15 protein-coding genes are annotated in these 17,153 nt (G+C 73.7%); 8 read left to right on the top strand and 7 right to left on the bottom strand.

The window, feature by feature from the left end; all coding sequences use genetic code 11:
* The first annotated feature begins 172 nt into the window (after nucleotides 1-172).
* A complete protein-coding gene (gene mycP, locus ACGF5O_RS15930; RefSeq protein WP_393810464.1) occupies nucleotides 173-1,318 on the top strand; it encodes a type VII secretion-associated serine protease mycosin in 1,146 nt (381 codons plus the stop codon).
* Nucleotides 1,319-1,341: 23 nt separating this feature from the next.
* The gene (locus ACGF5O_RS15925; protein ID WP_393810463.1) at nucleotides 1,342-1,905 is read left to right on the top strand and encodes a hypothetical protein; all 564 of its coding nucleotides are present in this window, start codon (nucleotides 1,342-1,344) and stop codon (nucleotides 1,903-1,905) included.
* Nucleotides 1,906-2,284: 379 nt separating this feature from the next.
* Here the strand turns inward: ACGF5O_RS15925 and tatA are convergent, their stop codons facing one another.
* From tatA to ACGF5O_RS15910, 3 genes are all read right to left on the bottom strand, one after another.
* Nucleotides 2,285-2,557, bottom strand: a complete 273-nt coding sequence (gene tatA, locus ACGF5O_RS15920) for a Sec-independent protein translocase subunit TatA (protein WP_393810462.1) — start codon at nucleotides 2,555-2,557, stop codon at nucleotides 2,285-2,287.
* Between the two features lie 139 nt (nucleotides 2,558-2,696).
* Nucleotides 2,697-5,213: a magnesium-translocating P-type ATPase gene (gene mgtA, locus ACGF5O_RS15915; protein WP_393810461.1), complete on the bottom strand. Its 2,517-nt coding sequence runs from the start codon at nucleotides 5,211-5,213 to the stop codon at nucleotides 2,697-2,699.
* Complete coding sequence (locus ACGF5O_RS15910) at nucleotides 5,203-5,565, bottom strand: ArsR/SmtB family transcription factor (protein ID WP_393810460.1); 363 nt, start codon at nucleotides 5,563-5,565, stop codon at nucleotides 5,203-5,205. The genes mgtA and ACGF5O_RS15910 overlap by 11 nt, the downstream gene beginning before the upstream one ends.
* Before the next feature lie 153 nt (nucleotides 5,566-5,718).
* On the opposite strand from ACGF5O_RS15910, the gene ACGF5O_RS15905 reads away from it, so the two are divergent.
* Nucleotides 5,719-6,174 carry a TerB family tellurite resistance protein gene (locus tag ACGF5O_RS15905; protein WP_365351944.1) on the top strand — a complete coding sequence of 152 codons (456 nt, stop codon included), beginning with the start codon at nucleotides 5,719-5,721 and terminating at the stop codon, nucleotides 6,172-6,174.
* A 93-nt stretch (nucleotides 6,175-6,267) separates the two neighbouring features.
* Here the strand turns inward: ACGF5O_RS15905 and ACGF5O_RS15900 are convergent, their stop codons facing one another.
* On the bottom strand, nucleotides 6,268-7,632 hold the full coding sequence (locus ACGF5O_RS15900) for an MFS transporter (protein WP_393810459.1): 1,365 nt from the start codon (nucleotides 7,630-7,632) through the stop codon (nucleotides 6,268-6,270).
* 91 nt (nucleotides 7,633-7,723) lie between these two features.
* Nucleotides 7,724-8,989, bottom strand: a complete 1,266-nt coding sequence (locus tag ACGF5O_RS15895; RefSeq protein WP_393810458.1) for an MFS transporter — start codon at nucleotides 8,987-8,989, stop codon at nucleotides 7,724-7,726.
* A 99-nt stretch (nucleotides 8,990-9,088) separates the two neighbouring features.
* Between ACGF5O_RS15895 and ACGF5O_RS15890 the strand changes: the two genes are divergently transcribed.
* Complete coding sequence (locus tag ACGF5O_RS15890) at nucleotides 9,089-10,174, top strand: DUF5937 family protein (RefSeq protein WP_393810457.1); 1,086 nt, start codon at nucleotides 9,089-9,091, stop codon at nucleotides 10,172-10,174.
* A gap of 38 nt (nucleotides 10,175-10,212) precedes the next feature.
* Here ACGF5O_RS15890 and ACGF5O_RS15885 read toward each other — a convergent pair whose 3' ends face one another.
* Both ACGF5O_RS15885 and ACGF5O_RS15880 read right to left on the bottom strand, forming a co-directional pair.
* Nucleotides 10,213-11,694, bottom strand: coding sequence for an aromatic amino acid lyase (locus tag ACGF5O_RS15885; RefSeq protein WP_393810456.1), 1,482 nt, complete (start codon nucleotides 11,692-11,694; stop codon nucleotides 10,213-10,215).
* 30 nt (nucleotides 11,695-11,724) lie between these two features.
* Entirely contained in the window at nucleotides 11,725-12,687 is a 963-nt protein-coding gene (locus ACGF5O_RS15880) for an ABC transporter substrate-binding protein (RefSeq protein ID WP_393810455.1), read from the bottom strand.
* A 358-nt stretch (nucleotides 12,688-13,045) separates the two neighbouring features.
* On the opposite strand from ACGF5O_RS15880, the gene ACGF5O_RS15875 reads away from it, so the two are divergent.
* Genes ACGF5O_RS15875 through ACGF5O_RS15860 form a run of 4 tightly spaced genes read left to right on the top strand, consistent with a single transcriptional unit; the run spans nucleotide 13,046 to nucleotide 17,084 of the window.
* A complete protein-coding gene (locus ACGF5O_RS15875) occupies nucleotides 13,046-15,565 on the top strand; it encodes an ATP-binding protein (RefSeq protein ID WP_393810454.1) in 2,520 nt (839 codons plus the stop codon).
* Nucleotides 15,562-16,038, top strand: a complete 477-nt coding sequence (locus ACGF5O_RS15870; protein ID WP_046732636.1) for a roadblock/LC7 domain-containing protein — start codon at nucleotides 15,562-15,564, stop codon at nucleotides 16,036-16,038. The genes ACGF5O_RS15875 and ACGF5O_RS15870 overlap by 4 nt, the downstream gene beginning before the upstream one ends.
* A 52-nt stretch (nucleotides 16,039-16,090) precedes the next feature.
* A complete protein-coding gene (locus tag ACGF5O_RS15865) occupies nucleotides 16,091-16,501 on the top strand; it encodes a DUF742 domain-containing protein (protein ID WP_393810453.1) in 411 nt (136 codons plus the stop codon).
* Nucleotides 16,488-17,084: an ATP/GTP-binding protein gene (locus tag ACGF5O_RS15860; RefSeq protein ID WP_393810452.1), complete on the top strand. Its 597-nt coding sequence runs from the start codon at nucleotides 16,488-16,490 to the stop codon at nucleotides 17,082-17,084. Before ACGF5O_RS15865 ends, ACGF5O_RS15860 begins: the two co-directional genes overlap by 14 nt.
* Nucleotides 17,085-17,153: the final 69 nt, after the last annotated feature.

The raw sequence follows: 17,153 nt of genomic DNA, 5'->3' as shown, positions 1-17,153 counted from the left end.
GCCGCGGACAGGCATATATCCCGGGCCTTTGCCGACAAAGACCGGCATCGCCCGCCAAGGTTGACCGGTACATTGCAAGTCCTTGTGGATTTCCTGGCCAACTCCCGCCCCACGCTTTCCAGTTGGCGGGTAAGGCTGCTGTCACAGGACATCGGAGTGGCTGCGGGGGCAGATGGGACTGGGATATTCGGGCGCTCTACGAGCCTGCGCGTACGCCGGTCTGCCGCTGCTGCTCCTCCTGGCCGCCGCGCCTCCGGCCACCGCGGGGCAGCCCGCCGCACCCACCCCCCTCAGCTCCGAATGGCCGCTTGACGCGGCGCACTTCGACGCCTCCCGGATCTGGCGGCTCAGCCAGGGGGCCGGCGTCACGGTCGCCGTGGTCGACACGGGGGTGAACGCCCGTCATCCGGATCTGGCGGGCCGGGTCCTGCCCGGCACCGATGCCACCCGGCAGGCCGCCGACGGCCGGATCGACCTCTCGACCGACTCGCACGGCACGTCGGTCGCCGGAGTCATCGCGGGCTCCGGCGGGGCGGGCGGAGGCATGGCCGGACTGGCCCCCCGGGCGACCGTGCTGCCGGTCCGGGTCAGCGCCGACAACGCCGCGGATCCGCTCGCCCTGGCCCGGGGCATCGTCTACGCCGCCGACCACGGGGCCTCGGTCATCAACGTCTCGATGGTGACCACCACCCCCGACCCGCAGGTCCGGGACGCGGTCGCCTATGCGCGCCGCCACGACATCGTCGTGGTCGCGGCAGCGGGCAACAGCGGCCGGGAGGGCAACCCGGTGACCTATCCGGCCGCGTTCCCCGGCGTGGTCGCCGTCTCCGGCACCACGCGCGACGGCGGCTCCTGGGCCGCCGGCGAGTCCGGTTCCTACATCGCGCTGGCGGCCCCGGCGGTGGACATCTACTCGACGAGGAACAGCGGCGGCTACCTCACCGAGGACGGAACCAGCTATTCCGCTCCCTATGTCTCCGCAGCCGCCGCGCTGCTGCGTGCCGCGTACCCCGCGGAGAACGCCGGGCAGATCATCGCCCGGCTCATCGGCACCGCCGACCGCCCCGGCGGAGGGGCAGGCCGTGACGACCGCTTCGGCTACGGCGTCGTCGACCCCCTGAAGGCCCTGCGCGCGCCGGCTCCGGCCGCCGGCGCCGATCCGCTGCTCAGCGCCTCCGGGGACGGCGCCCCGAAGGCGGCCGACACGACGGGCGGCGTTCCGGGCGGAACCGTGGCGGTCATCGGCGTCGCGGCCGGGGTGACCGCCGCCGCGGCGGGCGGCCTCCTCGCCCGCCGTCGCTCCCGCCGTCGTACGTGATCCACAGGAGGAACCCGATCAGCATGCGGCTCCCCGCTCTCACCGCGCGCCCCGTCCACCGCGTCACCGGTCTCGTACGCGGCCACCCGATCGTCGCGGCCGCCACGGCCGTCGCCCTGCTGGCGGTCCTGTCGCTCACCGTGCTGCTCGCCCAGGACCGGAGCAGTCAGCCCCGGGCCGCCAATGTCTCCCGCAACTTCCGGGCCTGTCTGCTCGTCTCACCCGCGGGCGCCACCGACGCCCGGCTCAGCCAGGCGTCCTGGCAGGGCATGCAGGACGCGGCGCGCTCCGGCGGGGTCAACGCCGAGCGCTTCCCGGCCCCCACCATCGACGCGAAGGCCGCGCTGCCGTACTTCAACGGCGCCGTGCAGCATCACTGCGAGCTGATCGTCACCGTCGGCACCGGCATGAAAACGGCGACCGAGGCAGCCGCGCGCGCCAACCCGCACCAGCAGTTCGTGATCATCGGGGCCACCTCGGCGCATCCGCGCGTCTCGGCCATCGCCGCGCCTGCCGAGCCGGGGGAGGAGGAGGCCGGAAGGGAACTGGCCGACAAGGTCAGCGCCTTCATCACCGACCGCCGCTGACCGCCTTCGTCACCCGACCGCCACCACCACCGACCGTCGCCGACCATCCGGAGCGGATCCGACGGCGACCGACCGGAACCGGTTCAACGGCGACCGACCGGAACCGGTTCAACGGCGACCGACCGGAACCGGTCCGACGACGACCGACCGGAACCGGTCCGACGACGACCGACCAGAGCCGGGCCGACGACGACCGACCAGAGCCGGGCCGACGGCGACCGACCAGAGCCGGTGCGACGACGACCGACCGGAACCGGGCCGGCGGCGACCGTCCGGAGCCGGGTCGGCGGCGACCCGGCGGCGGGTCCGGTGGGGCTCGCCCATGCCCCGGGCCGGGGCGAGCCGGCGCTCGGCCCGTGGCCTCGGGGATCGGAGGGCGTCAGCTCGCGGTGGCGGTCGGCTCGCCGGCCGGCCGGGGCTCCGGCTGCGCGGGGGCCGCGGCCGGTTCCGCCGCCATCTGTACCGACGTCGGCTCCACCGGCGCCGCCGCGGCCGTCTCGTCGGTCTTCATGGCCTTCGCCTCGCTCTTGAGGATGCGCATCGACTTGCCCAGGGCCCGGGCGGTGTCGGGCAGCTTCCGGGAACCGAAGAGCACGATGAAGACGATCGCGACGACCAGCAGGTGCCAGGGTTCGAGTCCGTTGCGGAGCATGACCGCCCCCTCCCTTTCTCACGTATTTCCGTACCGACGGAGGGTGCTGCATGCGCCCCGGCCGGGCAGCGACGATTGCTACATTGCGCAACTGTACAACCCGGAGTGGGAAACGCACCCGACACCCGGCCCCCAGTCGCTACCGCCGGTCGTGGCGGGCCCGCACCGCCCGCAGCGCCAGGGCGTACAGCCCGAGGACGGCGGCGAGCAGCAGGTGGTAGGCGGGCGGCAGCCCGGTCATGCCCAGGGCCGCGCCGAGCGGGCCGGGCGGCAGCAGCAGGCCGACGGCGGCGAGCGCCGCGGCGGCCCGGCCGACGGGCCCCGGGCGGGTGCCGCCGCGCAGCACGAACATCACCAGGGCCTGGGTGAGCAGGTTCTCGGTGAACCAGGCGGAGTGGAAGACGGCCTGGTCGTCGAGGGCGTCGGGGCCGCGCAGGGCGAGCGCGAGGACGCCGAAGGTGGCGAGGTCGGCGACCGCGTTGAGCACGCCGAAGCCGGTGATGAACCGCAGGAAGGCACGTGGCCGCAGCACGGTCGGGCGGCGCAGTGCCGCGGGCCCGGGGCGGTCGTGGGCGAAGGCGAGCTGGGCGGCGTCGAAGCAGAGGTTCTGGGCGAGCACCTGGACCGGGAGCATGGGCAGGAAGGGGAGGAGCAGACCGGCGGCGAGCATCGCGATGACGTTGCCGAGGTTGGAGGAGAGCGTGACCCGCAGATAGGAGGCGATGTTGGCGCTGCTGTGGCGGCCCGCGGTGACGGCGTACCCGATCGCGCCGAGGTCCTTCTCGGCGAGCACCACGGCGGCCGTCTCGCGGGCGAGGTCCACGGCGGTGCGGGGCGCGATCCCGACGTCGGCGGCGCGCAGGGCGGGGACGTCGTTGACGCCGTCGCCGAGAAACCCGACGGTGTGCCCGGCGGCGCGCAGCCCGGCGACGATCCGGGCCTTGTCCTCGGGGGTGCAGCGGGCGACGACGTCGGCGTCGAGGTCGAGGGGGTCGCCGGCCACGGTGACCCGGTCCGCGGCCAGGCCGAGGTCCCGGCAGGCGCGGGCCGCGGTCGACGGGTGGTCGCCGGTGAGGACGCGGACGGTGACACCGAGGCCGGTGAGGGTGCGCAGGGCCTCGGCGGCGCCGGGGGCGAGGGCGTCGCGGAAGGTGACAAGACCGCGGAAGGTGAGCCCGTGCTCGTCGGCGGCCGTGTAGGGGCGGGTGCGGGACGGGCGTGGCGCGGTGGCGACGCCGAGGACGCGCAGCCCGGCTCCGGCCTCGCGGGCGGCGAGGGCGAGGAGGCGCTCGCGTGCGGCGGGTTCGAGGTCGCAGCGGTCCAGTACGTCCTCGGCGGCGCCCCTCGTGACGAGGAGACGGGTGCCCAGGGTGTCGGCGACGACGGCGGTGGCGGTGCGCCGCTCGGGGTCGAAGGGGACGGCCCCGACGCCGTCGTACTCCTCCCCCACCGGTCCTGCGGCGCTGAGCAGGGCCTCGTCGAGGGCGTCGGGGGCGGGCAGTTCGGCGAGTTGCAGGGTCCACCAGGCGCCGACGGCAGCCCAGCGCAGCACCTCCGGGTCGTCGTCGCCGTCGGGCCCGAGGGCGCGTGCCACGACGGGCCGGTCCTGGGTGAGGGTGCCGGTCTTGTCGAGGCAGAGCACGTCGACCGCGCCCAGGTCGTGCAGCGCGGGCAGCCGCCGTACGACGACCCGGTGGGCGCGGGCGAGGAGTGCGGCGCCGCGGGCCAGGCAGGTGGTGACGATCACCGGGAGCATCTCGGGGGTGAGCCCGACGGCGACCGCGACCGCGAAGGGCAGTGTCTCCAGTCCACGGCCGCGCAGGGCGGCGTTGGCCATGAGGACCAGCGGCGGGGTCAGCAGCATGAACCGGATGAGCACCCAGGAGATCCCGTGCACGGACCGGTCGAAGGCGCTCGCCTCCCGCCGCCCGCCCGCGACGCCCTGTGCGGCGGCGAACCGGGTCCGCTCCCCCGTCTCCACCACGACCGCCGTGGCGCTGCCCGAGGCGACCCCGCTGCCCTGGAAACAGAGGTACGGCTCCTGGAACGGTCCCGCGTCGGCGGCACCGGCCGCCCCGTCCGCGACGGCGACGGCGGGCGCGTCGACGGCCGCCTTGGCGACGGGCGCCGACTCCCCGGTGAGCACGGCCTGGTGGACGGTGAGCCCGCGGGCGCGCAGCAGTCGTACGTCGGCGGGAACCAGGTCGCCCGGGCCGAGCCGGACGACGTCGCCCGGCACCAGCTCGGTGACCGGGACCTCCCGCGCCCGGGGCTCCGCGTCGGCCCCGGCGCGGCGCAGCACGGTGGCGGTGCCGGCGACCAGTTCGCGCAGGGCGGCCAGTGAGCGGTCGGCGCGGTGCTCGCCCGCGGCGCGCAGCCCGCAGCTGACCGCGACCAGCGCGAGGATCACGACGGCGGTGCCCCAGGAGGCGACGAGGGCGGAGACCAGGCCGAGGGTGAGGAGGACGGCGGTGAAGGGGTCGCGCAGGGCCCGGGCGCAGCGCAGCGGCCAGGAGGCGGTGTGCGGCAGGGGCGGGGCGTTCTCGCCGAGGTCGGCGAGCCGGGCCGCAGCCCCGGCCTCGGTCAGCCCGCGCGGCCCGGTGTCCAGTCGGCGCAGCACCTGCAGCGAGGTGGCGGCCTCGCCGTCAGAGGCCATGGAGCCGTCGGGGGGCCGGGAGCTCGGCGCCGGTGGTGCGGGCGGTGAGGCGGCCGACGAGCAGGCGGACCACGTCCACGACGTCGGGGTCGTCGACCAGGTACACCTGGCGGCGGCCCTCCCGGCGGGAGCGGACGAGGCCCGCGAGCTTCAGCTTGGTGAGGTGCTGGCTGACGGCGGGCAGCGCGCCGCCGACCCGCTCGGCGAGGCCGGTGACGTCGCTCTCGCCCTGGGCCAGCGCCCAGACGATGTGCAGCCGGGCGGGCGAGGCGAGCAGCCCGAAGGCCGCGGCCGCCTCCGTGAGCACGTCCGCGGTGGGGTCCTCGTAGCCGTTGCCGGGCACCGTCGCCACCGTCGTGGTCCTCCTGTCCACCGCGTCCTGTTCACCGGGTCGAAGCGACAGTTTAGGACGCGGGAACTTATCGGCCGCCACGCAAGTTTCTACGGTGTTGTAGAAGTAATTTTTCGGCAAGCAGGCTTCTTACCGACCGAGGAGTGAGTGCGCATGGCCCTGTGGGACCGCATCAAGGATTCCGCGACGCAGATGCAGACCCAGCTGGTGGCGAAGAAGAACGACCTGAAGAGCGGTGCGTTCCGCGACGCGAGCATGGCGATGTGCGCGCTCGTCGCCGCCGCCGACGGCACCATCGACCCGGCCGAGCGCCAGCGGGTCGCCCAGCTCATCGCCACCAACGAGGTGTTGCAGAACTTCCCAGCGGACGACCTGCGCCGCCGCTTCGAGGAGAACCTGAACAAGCTGACCACCGACTTCGCCTTCGGCAAGGTGAGCGTGCTCCAGGAGATCGCCAAGGCGAAGAAGAAGCCGGCCGAGGCGCGTGCCGTCATCCAGATCGGCATCGTGATCGGCGGTGCGGACGGCGACTTCGACAAGACCGAGCAGGCCGTGGTCCGCGAGGCGTGCTACACCCTGGACCTGCCGCCGCACGAGTTCGACCTCTGACCGGCACCGTCGGGACGAGAACGAGGACAAGAACGAGGACGAGAACGGGGACGGTGACGGGGACGGCGGGTCTGCGGCGGGTCGGGTGCGGTCTCACATCCGCCGGCTCGCGGTCCAGCTGAGTGCGGTGAGGGCCATGGCCGCGGCGCAGGCCGCCGCGGCCGAGCCCTCCAGGTAGGTGCTGCCCAGGACGGCCACGCCCAGAGTCGCCCCCAGTTGCTGTACGGCGTTCAGCGCACCCGCCGCCGAGCCGACCTCCTGGGGGCGCAGGGGCCGCAGGGCCAGCGTGAAGAAGGCGGGGGTGAACAGGCCCGCGCCCAGGCCGACCAGGGCCAGTGCGGGCAGGAGCAGCCGGGGGTAGTGGGGGCCGGCGGCCGTGCTGACGTACCCCGCCGCGGCGACCGCCAGGCCCGTGGCCACGAGGGCCAGGCCGTAGGGCATCATGCGGCGCCGGGCACCGCGGCGGCCGGACAGCCAGGACGACACCGCGAGCCCGGCCGACCACGGCGTGAGGCTCAGGCCGGCCGCCAGTACGCCCTGGCCCGCCTCCAGCTGGAGCTGGAGGACGACCACGGTCAGCAGCCCGTTGGTCACCGCGAAGAACGCCGTGGAGGTGGCGAGGGCCGGCAGGAAGCCGCGGTGGGTGAAGAGGGTCGGTTCCAGGAGGGGCGCGGTCGTGCGCCGCTGGTGCCGTGCGAAGGCGGCCAGGGCCAGCAGGCCGAGCGCGAGCAACGCCCAGTCGAGTGGCGGGAGTTCGGTGAGGTCGGTGCCGATCAGGGGGTAGACCAGCAGGCCCGTGCCGGTCGCCGCGAGTGCGGTGCCCGGCCAGTCGAGGGCGGGGCGGTGCGGGGCGCGGTTCTCCGGGAGCCTCGGGGACAGGGCGAGGACGGCCAAGGCCACGGGCACGTTCACCAGGAACGCGGCCCGCCACGAGAGGCCGAACAGGTCGGCGTGGGTGAGGACACCACCGAGGACCGGACCGCAGACGGCCGCGAGGCCCATCACCGGCCCGATGCTGCCCATCGCCCGGGACAGCTCGTCACCCTCGAACATCGCCTTGATCAGCCCGATGGTCTGCGGAATCACCACGGCCGCCGCCGCGCCCTGCACCGCGCGGAAGGCGATCAGCAGGCCCGCCGTCGGCGCGAGCGCGCAGGCGACGGAGGCCAGGGTGAAGAAGGTGACGCCGAGGACGAAGAGCCGGCGGCGGCCCGCGAGGTCGCCGAGCCGTCCGCCGGTGATCAGCAGCACGGCGAACGGCAGGGTGTACGCGGTGCTGAACCACTGGACGTCGGAGACGGAGCCGCCGAGGCCGGCGTGCACGGCGGGGGCGGCGACCTGCACGATCGTCGCGTCCAGGAGGTTCATCGCCTCGGCGAGGAGCAGGGCGACGAGGGCGGGCCATCGCCAGGGGTAGGGGGACGGGGTGGCGGGGGCGTTCGTGGCTGCGGTTTTCATGGGCGCAGCGTGCGGGGCGCCGCGCCGGGGCCGACGGTTTCGGCCGCAAGGTCGCGGCTTTCTTCCGTCGAACCCGGTGTCCGTGACGGAATCACACGCGTTCGGCCCTGACCGCGGGAGACGCCGGAGCCCGTGTACCGGGATGCTCCGTCCCGTTGGCGACGGGCTCCTTCTCGGTGGCGACGGCGGTGGCGGAGAGGAGCGTCGCCGCGGCGAGGCCGCCCCAGAGGGCGGCCGGGCCGCGGGCGGCGAGAGCGGTGACGACCGCCGGGGAGACGGCGAGGCCGAAGCCCGTGGAGAGCTGGAAGCGGGCGAGCGCGCGTCCCAGGAGACGGGCCGGGGCGAGGGCGGTGACCAGCGCGGTGGCGCTGCCGGCGTAGACGATCTCGCCGAGGGTGCAGACCACGGACACCGCGGCGACCGCCGGGACGCTCCAGCCGTGTCCCGGTGAGACGACCGCGAGGAAGCCGAGGTAGGACGCGGCGAGGAGGACGCCGGAGAGAGCCAGCACGGTCCGCCGGGAGAAGCGGGACAGCAGGACGGTGACCGGGACCTGGAGGGTGACCACCAGCACGGTGTTGGCCACGAAGACGGCCGCCGACCACACCGGGGACGCGTGCAGCTGGGTCACCAGGACCAGGGGGAGCGCGACTTCGGGGACGTTGAGGCAGAAGACGTAGATCACGTTGGCGGCCAGCAGCGCGCGCATCCGGGGTGCGGGGCCGTCGGCCCCGTTCTCGGCCGGGGCGGCGGCCGGACGCGTGTGCAGGTGGACCGACCAGGCCAGGGCCGCCGCGGCGAGATAGGCGAGCCCGGTGCCGGCCGCCAGCGCCCGCAGTGCGGTGGTGCCGCCCGTCAGGCAGGCGGTGGCGAGGAGGGCGCCCGCGCCCAGGCCCGCGTTGCGCAGGGCGCGGCCCGCCGCGAGGGCGGCGTCGCGTTCGCGGCCGTGGGCGACCGTGGCGACGAGGGCCGCGTGGGCGGCCGGCCAGGCCTGGTTGCCGATGCCGAGGAAGAGGGCCGCCGCCGCGAACAGCCCGGCGTGCCCTGCCGGGGTGGCCAGCAGCAGTGCCACGCCCACCACCCGTACCAGCATCGACGCCGCCACGACCGTGCTGCGTGCGCCCCGGTCCAGCCAGCGGCCGACCGCGGGCATGCACGCGAGACCCACGACGACGCCTGCCGTCATGGCGATGCCGGTGGCCGGCGCGGACAGCCCCAGCACCGTCACCCCGTAGAGCAGCAGAAAGGGCCGCAGCAGGCCGGTGCCGAGCGCGTCCACGGTCAGGGCGACGGCATAGCGGGGGCCTCCGGAGGCACGGACGAGGGCGCGCGGCTGGATCCTGGTGGTGGTTGCCATGGCGTCCACGGTGCGTGTGGCCGCCGGGCCGGCCACGCCGGTTGACGAACACCGTCAACCGGCGCGGTCGTCGGCCGCCGGGGCCGCGATGATGTGGGGATGACGCTGAGGATCGACATCGGCGGCCCGCCGGCCGGGCGACTGCGGTTCGCCGCCTCGCCGTTGGCCGAACTGACCGCGATGCTGCACGTGCTGGCCGAACCCGGGCACCACCCGCAGCTCGCCGGCTGGGCCGGGGACGTCTGGGCCGGGCTGCGGCCGGAGCTGGCCGAGCGGCTCAGGGAGGCGGAGTTCCTCTGGCGTTCCTCACGGGCCGACTTCCTGGTCCCCGCCCGTCCCCGGCCCACCCTCGCCGAGGAGTTGGACGAGGTGGACCGGATCGACGACGAGCGCTACGTGACCGCCGCGCTCATCACCACGTGCGGCAGCAACCGGGTGCACTTCGGGGCGCCGTCGCCGCTCGCCGACCGGGCGGCGCGCGAGCGGGCCCTGGACCTGGCCCAGGCCCGCGGCGCGCTCCAGGAGGCCTTCGCGGAACGGCTGCTCGCGGACCCGGCCGCCGTACGGGCGCGGGTGCGCGACACGCTCGAACAGTGCGCCGAGGCGTTCTTCGACGCCGCCTGGACGGGCGTCGCCGTGCAACTCGCCACCGACCTGCGCCTGAAGAACGACCTGCTCAAGCGCCAGGGCGTCGGGGCGGCGCTCGCGTCGGTCTCCGGCGCCGTGACCCTGGCCCCGGACGGCGACCGCATCATCGTGGACAAGCTCCAGGACAGCGCGATCGCCGCGCACGGCGCCGGGGTCACCCTCCTCCCGAGCGTCTTCGGCCGTCCGCACCTGGTGGCCGTCTACGCACCAGGTTGGCAGCCGGTACTGCAGTACCCCGTGGCCGAGGCGGGTCCACCGGAGCCGGTGTCGCTGGAGACGGTCACGCTACGGCTGGAGGCACTCGCGCACCCGGTACGTCTGCGGCTGCTGCGCACCCTGGCCCGCGGCCCGCACACCACCGGTGAACTGGCCCACGCCTGGGAGCTCACGCCCCCCGAGGTCTCCCGCCACCTCGCCGTCCTGCGCCGCGCGGGCCTGCTCACGACCCGGCGGCACGGTCGTTACGTCCGGTACACCCTCAGCGTGCCCGATCTGACCGCGCTGGGCGCCGACCTGCTGGCGGCCGTACTGCGCTGAGCGGCCGGCCCGGCACGCGCCCCCGCCGGGCCGGCCGCTCAGATGTCGGCCAGGAGGGGCAGCAGCTCCATCGCCGCCGTCACGTCCCCGGTGAGCGCGCGGTCCTCCGTGTCACCGGGCAGCGCCTCCGCGGCCATCCGGAAGGCGGGCACCGTGGGCGTCACCGGCGCCAGCCGCAACGCGCGTACCGCCGCCACCAGTTCGCAGGCCAGGACCACCGGGTAGGCCGCCGCGGCCCGTTCCGCCTGCTTCGCCGCCTGCCCCGCGAAGCTCGCCGCCTCCTCCAGGCCGTGGGCGAGGACGGTGTGCCCGGCCGATGCCGGGGCCGCGCTGGAACGGAGTTCGGCCAGTGCCGAGTTGGCGGTGTACTCCAGGATCATCGTGCCGGAGCTGCTCGCCGGGCCGGCGGTCAGGAAGGCGGGCAGGCCGGTGAGGTCGGCACGGGTGAGGGCCTGGAGGCGGGCCGCGGAGAGCTGCGCGGTCCCCAGCAGGGCGAGGCACAGGCCGTCCAGGGCCAGGCCGAGCGGGGCCGCGAAGAAGCCGCCGTGGTGGTAGACGTTGCCGTCGGGGGCCAGGACCGGGTTCTCCGTGGGGCAGTTGATCTCCGTCTCGATGACGTGGCGGAGCCGGTCGGCGCCTTCCAGGGCCGCGCCGTGGACCTGCGGGAAGGCGCGGAAGCCGTAGGGGTCCTGGATGCGGCGGCCGGTGGTGACCGGGTGGTCGGGGATCGCCAGGAGGCGTCGTACCTCCGCCGCCGCCCTGGCCGGGCCGGGGTACGGGCGCAGGGCGTGCACCTCGGGGGCGTAGGGCTCCGGGGAGCCGGAGACGGCGGCCAGGGAGAGGGCGGCCACCGCGTGGGTGGCCCGGAGCAGCACGTCCAGGTCGTGGCAGGCCAGGGCGGCCCGGCCCAGGGCAAGGGCGTTGCTGCTCAGGAGGGCCAGCGAGTCGCCGGTGCGGAGGGTGACCGGGGCGGGCAGTTCGGCGTCCGGGGACGCTGTGAGCCAGGGGCGTTCGCCGATCAGGGTGAGGCCGGTCTGGGCCAGGGCGGTGAGGTCGCCGGTGCCCACACCGCCGTACTCGTTGATCGCGGGGTGCACGCCGAGCCGGAGGGCCTCGGTCAGTGCCGTGACGAACGAGGGGTGGATGCCGGAGCCGGCGGCCAGCAGCTGGTTGGCCCGGACGGCGAGCAGCGCGCGGGCCTGCCGGGCCGGCAGCAGCGGACCGGCGCCGCCGGCGTGGCTGCGCAGCAGGCGCAGGGTGTGGCCGGCCGCGTCGGCCGGGTCGACGGTGACGGAGCGGTGGGCGCCCACGCCGGTGCCGCGGCCGTACCAGCGCCCCGGTGCGGCGAGGCGGTCGGCGGTCTGGTGGGCCCGGCGGACCCGGTCGAGCGCCCCGGGCGGTACGACGGGGCCGGCAACGGCGTCGGCGAGCCGGACGAGTCCGGTCAGGCCGAGGCCGTTGCCGTCGAGCACGACACGGTCCGAGGAAGGTCCAGGGAGGATCCGCGACAGGTCGGACACGGCGCGGCTGTTGGGCTCAGCTGCTGGGGCTCAGCTGCTGAGACCGACCTTCTTCAGCCAGGCCTGGGCGACGTCCAGCGGGTCCTTGTTGTCCGACTGCACCTGGGTGTCCAGGTCCAGCAGGGTCGCCGTGTCCAGCTTGGCGGAGACGGCGTTGAGAGCGTCGGTGGCCGTCTGGTTCAGGGCGCTCTTGTATACGAGGGGCTGGACGTTCTCGAAGCCGAAGAGGTTCTCCGGGTCCTGGAGGACGACGAACTTCTCCTTGGTGATGGTCGGGTCCGTGCTGAAGATGTCGCCGGCCTGCACCGCGTTCTTCTTCAGGGCGGCCTCGGTGAGCGGGCCGCCCGCGTCGAGCGCCTTGAAGGACTTGAACTCCAGGCCGTAGACGTCCTTCAGGCCGACCAGGCCCTGCTGGCGGGTCTGGAACTCCGGCGAGGCGCCGATGACCAGGTCCTTGGCGATGTTCTTGAGGTCGGCTATGGAGGACTTCTCGGTGAGGTTGTACTTGGCGGCGGTGGTCGCGTTGAGCGTCACCGTGTCCTTGTCCTGGGCGTCCGCCGGGTCGAGCAGCGTCAGTTTCGAGTCGAGCTTCGCCTCGATGGCCGAGGTGGTCTCCTCGACGGTCTTCGGGGCCGCCTTCGGGTCGAGGTAGGCGAGCAGGGCGCCGTTGTACTCGGGCAGGACCGAGATCGAACCGTTCTTGAGCAGACCGTAGGTGGTCTCACGGCTGCCGATGTTCGACTTGTAAGTGACCTTGACGCCCTTGGCCTTGAGTGCTTCGCCGTAGATGTCCGCGATCAGGATGCTCTCGGCGAAGTTGTTGGAGCCGACGACAACGGTGTCCCCGCTCGCCTTGCTGTCCGACAGCGGGTCGGACTTGCTGTCGTCGGACGAGGAACAGCCCGCCAGCAGGGCCGTCGTCGCGGCGAGCGCGACGGCCGCCACGCCTCGGTATGTCCGGATTGACCTGCTGGGAAGGGTGTTGGAAGTCACGGTTGCCGTTCCGGGAGCTGTGGGAAGGGTGGGGGTGTTGCGAACCACGCGGGAGGTGTTGCGCGCCACGGGGCTGTTGCGAACCACTCCGGACGATCCAATCCAGCCGGTTCTCTGTCAGTCAAGTGTCTCCGGGTCACCGATTGGCTTCAATCCGTGGCCAGTTGTGGACGGAGAGCGGTCTCTTTGTAACGGATTCTTGATAAAGCACAAGCGGAATGGGGCTTCAAGAACGCTGTAGTCTCACGGCAGTTGATATCGGTCACAGCGGTGCACGGGGCCCGCTACTCGGTGTCGTTCCGCAGCAGCTCGGGGTGAAGACGCCCCCCAGACCAGACACCCTCATGAAGGAGGCCCGGTGTCCACGAACCAGGTGGACGCGCCCGTCCGGCCCGCCCGGACGCGGGGCGGGATACGGGGTTTCGCCGACCGTTGGCCCTTCCGGCGCAAGCTCAACCTGCTGGTCGGTGTACCGCTCGCCGTGATCGCCGTACTGCTGGCGTACGTCTTCACCGACCTGGTGCAGCAGTCCAACAGCGCGGCGGACGCGGCGCAGACGGTCCGGGACAGTGCGCAGGTGGCACGTCTCGTGGACAACGTCGAGGCGGAGCACCAGCAGGCGATCCTGCTCTCCGCGCGGTACGAGTCAGGCGACGCCAAGCCCTCGGCCGCCGACTACCGCAAGGCCCAGGACGCGGTGGACTCCCAGGTCGCGAAAGTCCGTGACGCCTTCGGCGACCGGCTGCCGGACACCGAGGTCGCCGCCCTGCGGCAGATCGAGGGCCTGTCCAGCCTGCGGGACTCCGTCGAGGAGGCCTACCTGCCGGCCGACAACATCGACCCGGCCTACACCAACGCGTCCAACGACCTGATCGACGGCCTCGGTCTGGACCGCGACACGGACCTCGCCGCCACCTTCACCGGCAACCTGCTGGACTCGCTGCTGCGCGCGGACGCCGCCCACGGCGCGTTCGAGACCAACGTGCTCGCGGCGACCACCGGCGACACCAACGCCCTGATCGAGTTCACCAACGCGGTCGGCGCCTACGACCTCTACCAGCACCAGGCCGACCGGTTCACCCGGTTCGCCACCGAGGGGCAGGCCCGGCAGCTGGCCGACGTCGAGCACACCAAGGCGCAGAGCACCATCGCCGAGTCCTTCGCCGAGCTGCAGATCGACCCGACCAAGCTGCAGTCCGGCAACCAGGAACAGATCCGGACGGCCGTCAAGGACGCGCTCAGCGACTACCCGGCCTATCTCCAGCAGGCCGCCGCCCGCCTGACCATCACCACCTCGCTCATCGGCCAGATCGCCGACCGGGCCGACACCGCCGCCGACTCCGCCAAGTGGCGCGCGATCTACCTGCTGAACGCCTCGCTGCTCGGTTTCGTCCTCTGGATCACCCTCGCTGCGCTGGTCCGCCGCTCGGTGATCCGCCCGGTGCAGGCCCTGACCGGGGTCGCGCACGAGGTCGCCGAGGTGGCGGGCCGGGAACTCGCCCGGGTCGCCGACGACGACGCCGAGGACTCCGGGCCGCCCCGGCTGCGGGACATGCCGGTCACCGCCCGCGACGAGATCGGCGACCTGGCCGAGGCGTTCAACCAGGTGCAGACCACGGCCGCGGCGCTGCTCGAACGCCAGGTGCTCAGCCGCCGCAACACCGCCGAGATGTTCGGCAACGTCGGCCGCCGCGTCAGCAACCTGACCACCCGCCAGCTCGCCTTCATCGACGCGGTGGAGCGGGCGGAGACCGACCCGGCCCTCCTCGAACGCCTCTACTCCATCGACCACATCGCCGTCCGCCTGCGCCGCAACGCCGACAGCCTGATGCTGCTGGCCGGCATCCGCGAGACCGTGCTGGCGGCGGGCCCGACGCCGGTCTCCAACGTGGTCCGGGCCGCGCTCGGCCAGATCGAGGGCTACCAGCGGGTACGGCTGTACGCCGGCACCGACGCCATGATCGAGCCGGACATCATCGGCGACCTCACGCTGATGGTGGCCGAGATCCTGGAGAACGCCGTGTCGTTCTCGCCGGCGGGCAGCCCCGTCGAGGTGACCGTCCGCTCCAGCGACCAGGGCGCGCACATCGTCGTCACCGACCACGGCCTCGGCATGAGCGCAGAGCGGCTGGCCGAGGAGAACCAGCGGCTGATCCGCCGTGAGCGCCTCGACCTGGTGCCGACCAAGGTGCTCGGCCTCTTCGTGGTGGGTGCGCTGGCCCGGCGCTGGGAGATCGGCGTCGAGCTGACCCGGACCCCGGGCGGCGGTGTCACCGCCGAAGTGACGCTGCCCACGCGCCTGTTGCTGACGATGAGCGCGGTGGCGGACACCTCCGGCACCCCGCTCGCCGTGGAGCCGTCCGCTCCGGCGACTCCGGCGGCGACGTCGACCGCGACGGCGACACCGACAGCACCGTCGGCCTCGGCGCCGGACGCCGAGCCGACCGGCCCGACCGCCGCCGTCGCGGTGCCGGCCGCCGCCGAGCCGGAGAGCCAGCTCCCCCGCCGGCTGCCGCGTCGCGAAGCGACCGCAGAGCCCGCCGCGCCGCAGCCCCCGCTGATCCCGGCCGCGCGCTCCGGCGAACCCCCGGCCGACACAGGCGCCGACGCGGACTCCGGCGACGGGACCCGTCCACTGCGCCGCCGGGTACGCGGCGCGACCCTCCGTACCACCGTCGGCGCCGCCCAGAGCCTCGCCCAGGCACCGCGCACCCGCGACGCCGAGGCCGAGCGGGACGCGCTGGACGAGTTCGAGGCGGCGGTGGAGCGCGCCCGGCGCGAGAGCGACACCGGAAGCCACGAGCGGCCCCGGCCGCACATCGACCCCACGCACCCCCCGCAGGACCAGAACCACCTTCCGGAAGGAGCCGAGCAGTGAGCACGTCGACAGGTGACACCCCTACGGGCGGCATCACGCCGACCGACCTGCAGGCGGCCGCAGCCGACTTCACCTGGCTGCTGAACCGCTTCGCCACCGAGACCGCAGGCGTGGTCGATGCGATCGCAGTGTCCTCCGACGGTCTGCTGATCGCCGTCTCGGAGCTGCGTGAGCGCGCCCACTCCGAACGGCTGGCCGCGATCGTCTCAGGCATCACCAGCCTGGCCGCCGGCGCGTCCGGCAACTACGGCCTGGGCGGCCTCAACAAGGTCATCATCGACCTGGAGGGCGGCCATGTCATCGTCTCCGCGATCGGCAACGGCGCCGTCCTCGGCGTGGTCGCCGACAACGAGGCCAAGCTCGGCAACATCGCCTACGAGATGACGCTGTTCGCCAACCGGGCGGGGGCGGCGCTCAGTCCGCAGCTCGTCCTGGAGCTGAAGAACAGCGTCGGCGTCCCACAGACGCGCTGACCGGTACCGCCGGTCGGCACAGCCGAGAAGGCCGAGAGAGGAAGACACAGCCATGGCGGACCCGCCCCCGGGCCCGGACCCGGTCGGACCCGCCCCCGCCGTACGGCCGTTCCTGGTCACCGCCGGCCGGGTGGCGGACAGCGCCTCCGGACCGGCGATGCCCGTCGAGACCCAGGTGGTGGCCACCACCGCCGGGCTCGCCGTGCTGGAGCGGCTCTCCTTCGAGCAGCACGACATCGTCGCCGCGTGCCGGATTCCGCAGTCGCTCGCGGAACTGGCGGCCCGACTGCGGCTGCACCTGAACGTGGTCCGGGTACTGGCCGAAGACCTGCGCGAGGCGGGGCAGTTGACCGTGCACGTGCCCGACTTCGAGGCCACCCACGACTCGTCCGTCCTGCGCAGGGTTATCGATGGCCTGCGGGCCATCCCCGACTCCCGAGGGGTACTCCGTGACACCGACTGACTCGCTGACCCGGGGCACCGGGCGTACGGCCGTCCGGCCGCCGCTGCCGGTGAAGATGGTCATCGCGGGCGGTTTCGGCGTGGGCAAGACCACCGCCGTCGGCTCGATCTCGGAGATCGAGCCACTGACCACCGAGGCGTCGATCACCGAGGTCGCGGCGGGCGTGGACGACCTCTCGCTCACCCCGCGCAAGACGACCACGACCGTGGCGATGGACTTCGGCTGCATCACCATCGACCCGACGCTGAAGCTGTACCTGTTCGGCACGCCCGGGCAGGAACGGTTCGGCTTCATGTGGGACGACATCGTCGAAGGGGCGCTCGGCGGGCTGGTCATCGTTGACACGCGTCGCCTCGACGACTGCTACGCCGCGGTCGACTACTTCGAGCACAAGGGGATCCCGTTCGCCGTCGCGATCAACGCGTTCGACGGCCGCGTCGAGCACACGCTGGACGAGGTGCGGTGGGCGCTGGATGTCGCCGACGGTACGCCGCTGGTCGTCTTCGACGCGCGGGAGCGGGGTTCGGTGCGGGACGCGCTGCTCGTCGTGCTGGAGCTGGCGCTGGCACGGAATGGTGGGTAGGTGCGGTTGTCGGGAACCGCGGACCGGTTGTGGCCGGCCGCGCCCGCGGGGCGGTAGCCGATAGCGGCT

The sequence above is a fragment of the Streptomyces sp. NPDC048291 genome (genome assembly GCF_043201715.1).
Classification (GTDB): domain Bacteria; phylum Actinomycetota; class Actinomycetes; order Streptomycetales; family Streptomycetaceae; genus Streptomyces.
This window is presented reverse-complemented; position numbering and strand designations above follow the sequence as displayed.